The following is a 13264-nucleotide window of genomic DNA, read 5'->3' as shown; positions in this document are numbered from 1 at the left end:
CGTTTCTCAAACTAAATTAAGAGGCTCGGTTGCCAGATCCCGGGTACTGAGGGCGATGCCCATGGTCCGGTATTGCTTGTAGCGTTCACGTGCAATCGCCTTGTGGGCGTTGTCACTGGCAACGAAATCGACAATTTGGCCAAAGTTTACCGCAAATGCGGGGCTTTGGTCTGCAAGATTAATCAGAACCGCGCGCTTTTTATTGGGGCCGATTCGGTCAAAGCCGATCTCCACCGGTGCGCCGGTCATAGGGCCTTCGCCCTTAAGGTTATGGGGTACAAAACTGTTGGCATCAAATTGCCACAGTTGTTCATCAATCGCATACGCCTGAGTCTTGTCCTGACAGTGGATATAGACCTCATTGCCCTGACGGTAGTGCTGACTGGCCAGCTGACAGGCTGTCAGTGTCAGTCGCTCAATGACGGACATGGTTTGCTCTGCTGGCAGTAGATGAAAAATAGCCTGGCTCATGGCCTCAGCCGTACCCTGTAGAGATTGGACATAAGGAGGGGATATTACACTTTTTGGCGGTGTGATAACAGGCTCTGACCGCTTATCGCTTAAAGGAATCGCGATGTGGTTTATAACTGCTGTGCATGTGACTTAACGAGCCGTGGGCAGCAATTGCAGTGACTTAACCCTTCATGCTGGCAAAGTTGCGCATCAGTGCCAGCGCCTGACTGGCTGTTTCCACTTTAAGTTGCTGATCATCCGGGTTGTTCATCATTTTGGTATATCCGGGAATATGCTGCTGGTCGATGCGTCGAAAGCCCATGCTCCATTCGCCAAATTCCCGCTGATTGATAGGTTTGCTAAGCAGCTCAAATACACCTGAGTGACGCGCGTCTGACAGGATTCTTTGAAACAACTCAGTGACTGTGGTCTCGGGGCCTTCCAACACCTGGATAAAATCTCCTTCTCGATACAGGAGCATACCAGTGACTCCGAGGCGCTGGTTGTTAAACCGGACAGAGGTCAGCAAACTTTCCAGTTCGCCCTCAGTAAAGGGTTTAGTGGCGCAGGATACATAGACAACCTGCATTAAAGGTTCTGACATTGCTTCTATTCCTGTCGTTAAATTCTACTTAAAGCAATTTAGTCATGCCGCTTAGAATATGGCTCAGAGGATCAGTTTGCTGAACTCCTCTTCTGCCATTGGCTTATGGAAGAGATAGCCCTGGTATAAGTGACAATTCAGTTTTTTCAGAAAGTTGAGTTGAATACGATTTTCCACACCCTCTGCCACCACGGTTAGTCCAAGGTGATGGGCCATCACCATAGTGGTTTCTACAATTGCAGCATCATAGCCATCGTGGGGCAGGCCCTGCACAAAAGAACGGTCGATTTTGAGAGTGCTGATTGGCAGGTGTTTTAAATATGAGAGTGATGAGTAACCTGTGCCAAAATCATCCAGGGCGATACGTATTCCCAGGTTTTTCAGGGTGTTCATTTTATTGATAGTTGCTGGTACGTCAGCAATCGCTATCCCTTCAGTGAGCTCAAATTCGAGCTTGTGTCCGTCGATGTTATGGATACGCAGACATTGTTCAACGAACTCAAGAAAATCGGGGTGGTTAAACTGGTTGGCACTGACATTGATCGACAGGCAGAGCTCGTTGTTTCCCGCTTCCTGCCACTTCTTAAGATGGCGACAGCTCTCTTCAAGGATCCAATTACCCACAGGAATAATTAAACCATACTCTTCCAGGTGGGGAACAAAATCTCTGGGAGTCATGATCCCTTTTTGAGGATGAAGCCAACGCAACAGGACTTCAGCTTTGGTTATCTGTTTGCCGGTTTTGTCTGTCTGGGGCTGAAAGTAGAGTGTAAATTCCTGTCGAAGGACGGCATCAGCCAGTTCCTGTTCAAGTTTTTGGCGTAAACGTTCGCTTTGCTCAAGTTCATCATCATAAAAGCGAACCTGGTTTTTACCTGTATGTTTGGCGCAATACAAAGCCGCATCGGCGAATTTAAATATCTCTGAGTATTGAATATCGGACTTGTCCAACATGACGACGCCAATACTGCTGGTAATCTGAGTGCTCAGATATCCCATCAGCACGGGTTTATTCAGCCGCTTGCGAATATTCTCAGTGACTTCTATCAGCTGGCTATGTGGGTTGTCGGGATCCAAACTGGAAAGAAATATGACAAATTCGTCTCCTCCCATTCTGGCGACCAGATCTGACTGGTTGGGTGTGTATTCACCAAGAGCCTGACTGACCTCGCAAAGGAGTTGATCACCAACCCCATGACCATGGTGATCATTGACCTGTTTGAAGTTGTCCAGATCTATGTAGATGAGCGCGGCAGGTGAGGGCCTTGGCCCCATAAGTTCGCGACTGAGATGCTCCATAAGCCGTCTGCGGTTGGCAACGCCTGTCAGGGAGTCATGGTAGGCCATAAAGGTGATCTTGTTTTCAGCCTCCACCCGGGCGGTGATGTCAGACAGTATGCCTGCAAACCCGGCATATTGGCCTGTTTCATCTTTGACGGCTCTGGCTGATAACTCGAATACGTGACAGTCGCCATCAGAGTGGTAGAAGCGGATCTCCTCAGTGATCTGGGTTTTGATTCCTGACAGCAGGTCGGAAAACCCCATGGAACACCTGGCTGCATCTTCGGGCTCAACTCCAAGATCAAATTTCTGGCCAAGAGATTCACCCACAGTGAACCCGGTCAGAGTGAACCAGGCCTGGTTTAAAAAGGTCCACTTCAGGTCCAGATCCAGATGAAACACCACATCTCTGAGGTGCCCTACCAGATCCTGATAGCGCTTTTCCGAAGCCTGCAGATTCTCAATTAATTTGTTCTGAGCCTGCGACAGCAGTTCGCCGGGAGTTGGTCCCGAGAGTTTGTTTTGCATTCAGAGGCCCAGTTGGGTAGCTATCTCTCCGGAACTACCAACATTGGCATACATGGGCATAATCTCTTTCAGATAATAGTCCTGCTCGAAGTTGGTTCTGGCCACAGTGCAGTCAGAGAGTATGGTCACCCGGTAGCCCAGTTCCGCAGCTTCCCGTCCGGCGCTATCGATGCAAAGTGAGGTGACGGCACCGGCAATAATCACATCGGTAATCTGGTTTTCCTGCAGAATTTGATGCAACTCGGTATTGGAAAAGCAACTGAGTCCACGTTTGCCGGGCAAGGTTAAGATCTCGTCATCCAGCTCTCTTAACTCCCTAATGGTTTCCGCACCTGGTTGCCCGGACTTGAATGCCCCGTTCTCTTTGATGATTTTTAAAATCCCAATGGGTTCGCTGAGTTCAGAGTAGTCGGGCGTAAAGATAATGGGCGTCAATACCACCTGGGCCGGCGTCGGCAGCAGCTTTTTTACAAAGCTCATAGAGTTATTAAGGATCAACCCTACTTGCTCTGAGTTTTCCAGTGCGCCGTGCAATATGCCGTCATTGGCAAAATAGTCATTTTGATAGCCGATAAGGATCAGGGCAGTATGTTTGAGATCCATGACATTTCCCATTTGCTTGAGTTCAAGTAGAGGGCGGCGGAATGCGCCCTGGCCTGGCGGGGGCGTTTCCCCTTCTCAAGTATAGACAAGATGCAGACAGTCACCCATTCGACTGAACAAGGGAGTTATCGGGACTTATTTGACGTCAATACAATGGGTTTTCAGCGCGTTGGGTCGATGGCAAATTTGCGTGTCACAGGTTCGCCGGTAGGCTGAAACAGTACAACCTCATTAGCATCACCATAGACGCTGATATATTTGCCTTGCACCAGGAGTTCCCGAAGCGTTAATGGCCGATTATTAGTGGGTTTCACGCCTCTGATCTGAAGTGGCTCGCCAGCAGCATCGAGAAACTCCATGCGGTCGGTAAACTCGTTGTAGGCTTTATCCAACAGTTCGGGCTTAATCCAGGCCGAGACATCGACCAGCCAGGGAGTGTCGGTATCCGGCACTGGGTATCGCTTGCTGCTAAGCTCGCCTTCGCAGTGAACCACTATGATAAACTCTTTATCGGGCATGTCTTCGATGGGCAGTTCGTAGTAGATACTTCCCTGAGCGTAATAGTTACCGTACACCCGCTCGATAGTTTGTTCCGGTTTACCGTCAATTTGTGGCGTACAGATGCTGGCAAGCGGCGTGCTCATATCCATGGCCAGATAGTCGTAATCAATGTAGGGATGGATTTTGGCAACACTGGTGGCCTGATGTTCAGCTTGATGTGGGGTCAGCCTGCCATATTGGCTGTAGAATCTGCGCTCTCTATTTATCGGGGGCAGGTCAGGCTCATACTGATAGTTCCTGTTTAGCATAAAGGTCAGCTCCCTGGATGAGCTGGAAGCCTGCTGCCCGCTATCAAGGTCGATATGGGCAAAGTGCAGCTGCTTGGGCAGCTCATCAAATTCAATCTGGTACCTCAATCCCGCGAAGCCTGTCGTCCTGACTCCTGCAATCAGGCCGCCCTCCCAGAAAGGTAGCCAGTTAGGCATACCCTCAGGTGGAGAGGGCAAGGCGAAGTACTTTCCCTTAAGCCCTGTTTGCAGCAATTGTAACGCCTGATTTTCTGTTTGCTGAATCGTGACAATGTACTTTCCATACACTTCATCCAGTTTGACCTGAGTGTTTTCAATCTTTTCTGTATCACCAAGCAGATCATCGAAATCTATGCTGTGGCTTGTCACTGACCCAGGGATGAAAGTCGCCTTGGCGCGGTAGCCAGCGACACTCTGGGAAGCATCTTCTGACGTCCTCGAGAGAGTAAGCAGGTCTGTATCTGAACGAATTATGCCGCCATAAAATCGGTTTGCATTCGCTGGCAGGGCGATGGTTTCCAAAGGCAGTGGCTGCAAATTTTCATCCAAAGGCGTTACATCACTGAGAGTGAGTCTACCGACCAATGGCCTGGAGGCGAATCCGTGTACAAACTGCAGGCTTTCTCTTTGGGAGTATGGGTTAGAGCCCCATACCCCTTTGGTATGAGGCAACTGATCAAAGCTGAGTGATGACATCCCGGTTGCGTCGTCACCGGGCACAGGCTCACTGTCGAGCAACTGGCTTTCCAACGCTTGATCGGGGAAAAAACCCGGAAATATAGATGGGCCATTGATAGGGGCGGTAATGTGAGTACTGATTTTGCGCTGGCCCATGGCCAGCTCTTCAAGGTTGATATTGGCGCTTGCCTGTATCCAACCGTTAGTCCTGTTTACCCGCCATTCTCCATAGTGGTAGTAGATTCTGGAGCCCGTTGGTCTTTGTTGTGATACCACCAGATAGTCATCCGTGTAGGCAACGACCCTTGCACTACTGGGACGGTAGTGGCTTGATCTGGCCGCCTTGTCGATATTTGCATCAGAGTGATTGAGAAGGGGCACGGCAGACAGGATTTTATGGCCAAAGTCGATATTGATTGCCAGCTGCTTTCGTCCAATATCAGTCAGATCCGGGTGGTCCGGCATTGGCCCCCTGGCGACAAATTCCAGTACCTTGCCAGTATGTTTACTCAAGGTCAGGGTAAAGCCTGCAAGGAAATAGTCGCCAAGATCCTTACCAAACCCTTCATTATCACGGGTATTGATTGCCTGGTAAGTGCTCTGAAGCCGGGCTTGAAATAGCTGAGGGGATACCTCGAAAACCAGGGTATCGGCCGTTTGCTGTGTCAAAGTGTATGTGACTACGCCATGCGCTCTGTCTTTCAGTTGCGGATAATCTGACCGCTCTCCCAGAAACTCCCGCTCAGCGTAATAAAGCTGATAGGTTTGGTTGTCGCCGACGGCCGCAGTGAAGTCAACATAGGTATCAGGTCTGGGGTTGCAGCCTGACATCAACAACATAGTCAGCAATGACAGGAGAGTAAACAATGATAGGCGCATGACCGATACCCCTTTCAGATAGCTCTATGACAACAAACGGGCATTGTGTAAGTTTTACACTTCAAATTGTATAAGCCATTCGGGCTACCAATCTTGCTGAGTACTAACACCCAAGTGACTGGTTACATTTATTTAACCTTATTTGGTTCTAATCTGCTAAGCCCTGTGTCATCTTTCTGAATCAGATATTTATCAACCATACGGGTGCGCCATGATACTAAAAACCCTTAAATGGTCACTTCTTGTTGTATTGACTGTTATCACTCTATTTGTTGTGAACCTGATTTGGTTTAAGCCATTCAGTATTAACCATTATTTTGAGCGTGTATTTTTAGAGTTTGCTCTCGACAGCCCAGAGATGCTGAGCCAGATTCGCATGCTGGAACCTATGGGGATCAAATACCATCAGGATGATCTGGATGATGCCTCAATGGCGTCTCAGCAACAGGGATTTGAAGACCTTAAGCAGGAAATCATAACCCTTGAGTCTTACGATGATGCGGATTTAACTGAGTCACAGCAGCTCTCCAAGGCAATTTTGTTGTTTTTCCTTAACGATATGGCCGAGGGCGAGAGGTGGCAGTTTCATAATTATCCATTGAATCAATTGTTCGGTGTTCAAAGTGGATTTCCCTCTTTTATGGAATCGGCGCACCAGATCACTGAGCTCAGAGACGCTGAAGATTATGTTGCCCGCCTGAGCAAGGTGGACGAGAAGTTTGCCCAGATCGGTGAAGGGCTTAAGCACAGAGAGTCACTGGGGATTATTCCGCCCACCTTTGTGATAGATAAAGTGCTGGCAGAAATGCAGGGCTTTATTGATACGCCGGTGGAGGAGAATATTCTCTATAGCTCGCTGCAGGAAAAAATGGCAGAAGTGGATGAGATCACCCCTGAGCAGAGGGATGAGATACTGGCACAGGCCAAAGCTGTGTTTGAATCTGATGTCAGGCCTGCCTATCAGGGCTTTATTGATTACTACACGGCGCTGCGTCCTAAATCCACTACTGACGATGGCGTTTGGAAGTTGCCCGATGGTGATGAGTTTTATGCCTATATGCTCAGGCACCACACCACCACAGATATGGACGCCGCTACCATCCACGATATTGGTGTAGCTGAAGTTGCCCGTATTCAGACGCAGATGTTGGGTATTCTGAAAGCCGAAGGTTATGACGTGTCTGAAGGTTTTACAGTCGCTATGGCAGAGCTGGCGGAAGATGACAGGTTCTATTACGAAGACAGCGATGCCGGGCGTCAGCAGATCCTGGATGATTACACCGCCATGATTGCCGAGATAGATGCTGGATTGGGGGATTGGTTTGCCGTTAAGCCAAAAGCCCCAGTAGAAGTAAAACGTATCCCGCTGTTTAAGGAGAAGACCTCTCCGGGTGCGTACTATAACGGCCCATCGATGGATGGTTCCAAGCCGGGTATCTTCTACGCCAACCTTTATGACATTAAGGCCACGCCAAAATATGGCATGCGCACCCTGGCGTATCACGAAGCTGTACCGGGTCATCACTTTCAGATAGGCATTCAGCGCGAGTTGGAAGGTCTGCCGACCTTCAGAACCATGCTGCCCTTTACCGTCTATTCTGAGGGTTGGGCGCTGTATTCAGAGCAATTGGCCTGGGAAGCCGGCTTCCAGCAAAATCCTCTGGATAACCTGGGTCGTTTGCAGGCTGAGTTGTTTCGTGCCGTGCGCCTTGTGGTGGACACAGGTTTGCATTACAAGCGCTGGACCCGGGAAGAGGCCATAGACTATATGGCGGCCAATACAGGTATGGCCATGTCTGATGTGGTGGTAGAGGTTGAGCGTTACATTGTGATGCCGGGGCAGGCCACAGCATATAAGACAGGTATGCTCAAACTGATAGAACTCAGACAGAAGGCGCAGGAGCAACTGGCCGATAAGTTTGATATCAAGGCGTTCCATGATGTGGTACTGAAGAATGGCGCCATGCCACTGGCGATACTTGAGCAGCAGGTGGATGCCTATATTGCTGGGGCTCAATAATCTGAGACTATATAGCCAACAGGTTTGATTGAAAGGGCGGCTCAGGCCGCTCTTTTTTGTGAGCTGTGGGCTAAATCAGTCGGTATAAAGGTGAGGTGGTTAACAAAAATAGTGACTTCCGAGATTGTCGGGTTATTGAGCTGATTTCTCTTTAAAAAGCTGCTGGACACAGGCTGGCTTGGTCACTAGAATACGCCGAAATTCAAGCCCTGCGGAGTCACCGGCTTGATAAACAGCTGATCTCCGGTCAGTTGTTTTTTCTGTTTCTATAAGTAGAAAGAACAACTAATTGGATCCTCTGATGTCCGTATCCTCCCTGTCAAAATCTGTAAATCCTGCTTCTTCTGTGGCGGATACAGACCGCGATTTCCAACGTAAAGCGATTTTCAGCGTTGCCTTCCTGATGGCGACTACCTCTGTCGGCCCAGGGTTTCTGACGCAAACTGCCGTGTTTACCAATATCTACAAGATGGATATGGCATTTCCGGTGCTCATCTCTGCCTTTATCACCTTTGGTATTGTGATGAACCTGTGGCGTATTGTCGGCGTGTCCGGCCTGCGAATTCAGGATATTGCCAACCGTATTGCACCTGGGCTGGGCTATGTGATTGGTACTTTGCTGGCGCTGGGAGCCGTGGCCTTTAACTTCGGCAATGTCAGTGGTTCTGCGCTTGGACTCAATGTGCTGACAGGGATAGATACCACCTGGGGCGCCTTGTTTACCGGGGTGGTGGGCAGCGCCCTGTTTTTAATGCACAACGCTTCCAAACGTATGGATCAGATGGCCAGATATCTGGGGCTACTGATGATTCTGCTGATCGCTTATGTGGCCATGACCAATCTGCCTCCTATGCAGCAAACCTTTACCGCTGCTGTATTCCCCTCAGACTATGCCAGCATGTTGCTGCCAACCCTGACCATAGTCGGTGGCGCTGTGGGCGGTTATTACACGGGTGCACAGCGTCTGGTTGATGTGGGTCTGCAGGGGGAAGGGCAGGTTGGCGCAATTAAGCAGGCGGCCTGGGCGGGTATTTCCATTGCTGTGATTATTCGGGTGTTATTGTTCTTTGCTGTGCTGGGTGTGATTGCGACCGGTGCCGTATTGGATGGTGCCAACCCGGCTGCTGATGCCTTCCGTGCCGGAGCCGGTGGTCTGGGCTACCATATCTTCGGTTTGGTGCTGTTTGTGGCTTCCATTACCTCGGTAGTGGGTAACTCCTATATGGCGGTTTCTCTGGTCAAAACCCTGTTTCCCGTGGTGGCCCGCAATGAAAAGGCCTGGTGTGTAGGCTTTATTTTGGTGACCAGTATTGGCACTGTGCTGGTAAATATGCCGGTATTTCTGTTGATGCTGGCCGGTTTGGTTAACAGCATCATTCTGCCCCTGGTATTGGCAGTTATGCTGCTGGCTGCCAGACGTAAAGAGATTGTGGGTAACTACCAGCATCCTGTGTGGTTGAGCGCAATCGGCGCCGCCATTGTCATTTTGATGGCGGGTGCCAGTGTCTCCAATGTCAGCAACTTTGCAGACAGGTTTATGGGCTGACTCTATCAGTTGAGATGTTTGGCGTGGCTTAAGCTGCCACGCTTTTTTCGGGAAGGCTGAGCTTAACACTCACTAAAAACTCAGGGTGGCGCTTTCCACGGATGCTGTGGGGCTGTCAGAGTCAAATTGTATGGCAATATCCAATCCCTCAGAGAAGGCCTCATAACGGTCGTAGTAATCCAGATAATCCGGGTAGACTTCTGAAAATTCAGCTTTGTTGACGGGAAGTCCCAAAGCCTGAAGATACGCGCTGATATCTTGCTGCTGGCGATTGACCAGCCAGTTGGGGTGCAGCTTAAGGTGGGAAACCTGGCCTTCATCTACGCCCATCAGGATGTGGCCATTGAGCAAATACCAGATCTGGCCTTGAGCATCCCGCAAATAATTTCGTTCATAGTTGAAATCGGGCGCTGGAATAGCGTTATTTTCAGTTAACCTATGTAGCTCAAACCATTTTAGTGAACCGTCTGTACTCCAGGAAAACGGGCCTTGCTGGTGCCTGCGTTGTTTTTTGTCCTTGTAGGTCAGAGTAAAGCCTTTCACCTTGTATTCGGGGGTATTGATATCGTCCGGGTGAAAAGCTTCAACTTTGAGGGTTAAGCGGTTATTTCCGTCGACAATCTGCCAGCTGTTATCTTGTTGTAATTCCCAGCTTTCCAGTACTGTATCCAAAGATTCAATCGTTTGATTGTCTGCCCGTGTGCCATTCACGGTCCAGCCCCGACTGTCGAAAGGAGAGTCCGGCGGCAGCATATTCTTTAGGTCTGCGCTGAGCAGCTCCCCGCCATATTGGATCTGATTGACCTGTCCGCGTTCAACCTGGAACCAGAGTCCTCTACCGTAGCCATATAGGTTTCTGATTCCCTGAGTCAGTACAAATTTATAATCCGGGTCACCCAGAGTTTGCAACAGAGTGGCTTCCGCAGTTCCCAGTTGGATACCAAATGCCTGATTGGCGGTGACATCCAGGCTGACAGGTTTTGGAGCCCGGTAGTTGTTCAAGTCAACTTCCAGATTAATCTCAAACATCAGGCCTGAAGCGAGGTTATTGTTGTAAATTTTCCTGTCGTTAATCTTCACAACCAGTGGCATCTCGCTATTGCTGCGGTCATCTGAACATAGATTTGCAAGCTTGGCCGTCACACTGGTTTTGTACTTGGTTCCAGCCTCTCTTATTTTTCTCTCTTTTTTTAGTGAGATTGCTCGTGTCAATATGACAGCCTCAAAACCCTTTGCCCCGGATTCTTGAGTTAGTTCATTCAGCAAATTGCTCATCTCGTCTAAATCACGGATATCGACGTCAGTAGCAAGAGGTTTGAAATGATGTTTATTCTTGGTCACAGTGACACTGTCTTCCTGTATACAGTTGGGATAAAACTCCAGGATCTCAGCGCAGAAAGCTTTACCTGAGAATACAAAGGGCAGCAGCAAAAGGTATTTGGTGGAAGTCATGTTCAAACCATTGGGATGACTGGTTTTTTACCATATCCCAAAGCATATGAACCTTGCATGGTCCGAAAGTAGGCAATCTTTATCAGGTTTAAAGGAGATGATGATGACGCTGCAATTAACCGGTGGTTGTTTATGTGGGGCAATTCGTTATTGCATTGACGGGGAGCCTTTCGATGCAGACTACTGCCATTGTCGCCTGTGCCAGCAACAAACGGGCGCGCCGGTTTCGGCCTGGATGGATTTCAAAGTCGGGCAGGTGCAATGGCTTAAAGGGCAGGTGAAAGAGTTTGCCTCTTCTGACACGGTACGAAGAGGGTTTTGTGCTGAGTGTGGCTCGACCCTAACCTTTCGGCATACGGAGTATCCTGACTATCTGACTCTAAGTATTGCCTCGTTGGATAACCCGGAATCGGTTAGTCCCAATTATCACATTTATACCAGCAGCGCCCTTGATTGGCACAGAATAGAAGATAGCTTGCCCAGGTATGTAAAAGGGCGCAGTGACTGAACTGTTCATATCGTTCAGACAATAAAAAAGCGAAGCCTGAGCTTCGCTTTTCTGTGTACTGACAAGTGTGATTACTCGTCGTGACCTACGCCAGCGCGGTTAATCACAAACTGAGTCAGCAGAGGTACCGGACGGCCGGTTGAACCTTTGTTGGCACCACTATTCCAGGCTGTACCTGCAACGTCGATATGCGCCCAGTGATACTTCTTGGTGAAGCGGGACAGGAAGCAGGCTGCGGTAATGGAACCTGCAGGGCGACCACCTAGATTGGTCATGTCGGCAAATGGGCTTTCCAGCATCTCCTGATACTCATCCCACAGTGGCATGCGCCATGCACGGTCACCGGATTGCTCACCTGCGTTCAGCAGTTCATGGGCCAGCGGGTTGTGACCGGAGAAAAGACCTGAGGCGTGTTTACCTAGGGCAATCACACAGGCACCGGTTAGAGTTGCAGTATCAACAACCACTTCAGGGTCGAAACGCTCAACGTAGGTCAGCACGTCACACAGCACCAAACGGCCTTCGGCGTCTGTGTTCAATACTTCCACTGTCTGACCTGACATTGTGGTCAGAATGTCACCGGGACGATAAGCGGTGCCGGATGGCATGTTTTCACAGCCAGCCAAAACGCCAATCACATTCACCGGCAGGTCCATTTCACAGATCGCCTTCATGGTACCGATAACGCCGGCTGCGCCACCCATGTCGTACTTCATCTCATCCATGGCTTCACCCGGCTTCAGGGAGATACCGCCGGAGTCGAAGGTCAGACCTTTACCAACCAGTACAATTGGCTTTTCAGTGGCATTCAGAGAGCCCTTGTAGTGCATCACTGTCATGATGGACTCATTGGCACTGCCGCGGCCTACAGCCAGATAAGAGTTCATGCCCAGTTCTGCCATCTGCTCTTCGCCGACAGTAGTCACGTCCAGCTTGTCATACTGTTCACCCATTTGGCGGGCCTGAGAGGCCAGGTAAGCCGGGTTACAGATATTCGGTGGCATGTTGGCCACGTCGCGACACAGGTGGATACCGGCAGAAACCGCTTCACCTTGCTCAATAGCGCGCTCGCCAACGGTGAGTTCACGACGGGTTGGAACGTTGAATACCAGTTTGCGCAGTGGACGACGATGCTCGCCTTTGCGGGTTTTCAGCGCGTCAAAGCTGTACAGACTGGCGTTGGTGGTTTCGACGGCCTGGCGTACCTTCCAATAGGTATCGCGACCTTTGACGTGCAGTTCGGTCAGGAAGCAGACTGCTTCCATGGAGCCGGTTTCGTTCAGAGTATTGATGGTTTTGGCGATAATTTGCTTGTACTGGCGCTCGTCCAGTTCCCGCTCTTTACCACAACCAACCAGTAGTACGCGCTCACTGAGAACATTTGGTACATGATGCAAAAGCAGCATCTGGCCCGGCTTCCCTTCCAAATCGCCGCGACGCAGCAAATTGCTGATGTAACCTTCGCTGATTTTGTCCAACTGCTCGGCGATACCTGATAAGCGCCGGGGCTCATAAACTCCAACCACAATACAGGCCGAGCGTTGTTTTTCGGGGCTTCCGCTCTTTACGCTAAACTCCATGAGCACTCCTAGATTCTTAAAGACAAATTTTTATATTTATTAGATAATACCGCCTTGTACCTGCGTTCGGCACGGCGCGGTGAGTCTGCCGATTGTTAGCCAAACCATGATGTGATAAGCCAGTTCGCTGTCAGTCAGCGAGCGGAAAATCAGTCTGGCTAAGTTTCCTGACTGAGTGATGGGGCCTGCACCTGGCGGTTACCTTTTTAGGCCCGTTCCAGAAGATTTCTCCGGGAACTTCAACTCCCTGTAGAAGGCTTCATTTGACATTTAAACCCTGTCGGCTACCGTGGGAGCTGGTCAGAAAACTATCAAAAGTAAAC

The 13264-nt window shown here is 49.8% G+C and carries 10 protein-coding genes; 3 read left to right on the top strand and 7 right to left on the bottom strand.

All coding sequences use genetic code 11. The features are described 5' to 3' along the window. Positions 1 to 6: 6 nt before the first annotated feature. From L2725_RS07670 to L2725_RS07650, 5 genes are all read right to left on the bottom strand, one after another. Positions 7 to 471, bottom strand: a complete 465-nt coding sequence (locus L2725_RS07670; RefSeq protein ID WP_249248399.1) for a DNA polymerase III subunit chi — start codon at positions 469 to 471, stop codon at positions 7 to 9. A gap of 163 nt (positions 472 to 634) precedes the next feature. Then, positions 635 to 1057, bottom strand: a complete 423-nt coding sequence (locus L2725_RS07665; protein ID WP_249248398.1) for a BLUF domain-containing protein — start codon at positions 1055 to 1057, stop codon at positions 635 to 637. Between the two features lie 63 nt (positions 1058 to 1120). Then, positions 1121 to 2866 (bottom strand): putative bifunctional diguanylate cyclase/phosphodiesterase, encoded by a 1746-nt coding sequence (locus tag L2725_RS07660; protein ID WP_249248395.1) that lies wholly within the window; start codon positions 2864 to 2866, stop codon positions 1121 to 1123. Then, positions 2867 to 3469 (bottom strand): cysteine hydrolase family protein, encoded by a 603-nt coding sequence (locus L2725_RS07655; protein WP_115136048.1) that lies wholly within the window; start codon positions 3467 to 3469, stop codon positions 2867 to 2869. Positions 3470 to 3630: 161 nt separating this feature from the next. Beyond that, positions 3631 to 5835, bottom strand: coding sequence for a hypothetical protein (locus tag L2725_RS07650; protein ID WP_249248393.1), 2205 nt, complete (start codon positions 5833 to 5835; stop codon positions 3631 to 3633). 211 nt (positions 5836 to 6046) lie between these two features. On the opposite strand from L2725_RS07650, the gene L2725_RS07645 reads away from it, so the two are divergent. Both L2725_RS07645 and L2725_RS07640 read left to right on the top strand, forming a co-directional pair. Then, complete coding sequence (locus L2725_RS07645) at positions 6047 to 7855, top strand: DUF885 domain-containing protein (protein WP_249248391.1); 1809 nt, start codon at positions 6047 to 6049, stop codon at positions 7853 to 7855. 301 nt (positions 7856 to 8156) lie between these two features. Next, the gene (locus L2725_RS07640) at positions 8157 to 9401 is read left to right on the top strand and encodes an NRAMP family divalent metal transporter (protein ID WP_249248389.1); all 1245 of its coding nucleotides are present in this window, start codon (positions 8157 to 8159) and stop codon (positions 9399 to 9401) included. A 72-nt stretch (positions 9402 to 9473) separates the two neighbouring features. Here L2725_RS07640 and L2725_RS07635 read toward each other — a convergent pair whose 3' ends face one another. Beyond that, positions 9474 to 10853 (bottom strand): hypothetical protein, encoded by a 1380-nt coding sequence (locus L2725_RS07635; protein WP_249248387.1) that lies wholly within the window; start codon positions 10851 to 10853, stop codon positions 9474 to 9476. A 97-nt stretch (positions 10854 to 10950) separates the two neighbouring features. On the opposite strand from L2725_RS07635, the gene L2725_RS07630 reads away from it, so the two are divergent. Then, positions 10951 to 11361 (top strand): GFA family protein, encoded by a 411-nt coding sequence (locus L2725_RS07630; protein WP_428985276.1) that lies wholly within the window; start codon positions 10951 to 10953, stop codon positions 11359 to 11361. Between the two features lie 71 nt (positions 11362 to 11432). Here L2725_RS07630 and pepA read toward each other — a convergent pair whose 3' ends face one another. Next, complete coding sequence (gene pepA / locus L2725_RS07625; protein ID WP_115136044.1) at positions 11433 to 12941, bottom strand: leucyl aminopeptidase; 1509 nt, start codon at positions 12939 to 12941, stop codon at positions 11433 to 11435. Positions 12942 to 13264 lie beyond the last annotated feature (323 nt).

It is taken from the genome of Shewanella corallii, assembly GCF_023349125.1.
Classification (GTDB): Bacteria; Pseudomonadota; Gammaproteobacteria; order Enterobacterales; family Shewanellaceae; genus Shewanella; species Shewanella corallii.
This window is presented reverse-complemented; position numbering and strand designations above follow the sequence as displayed.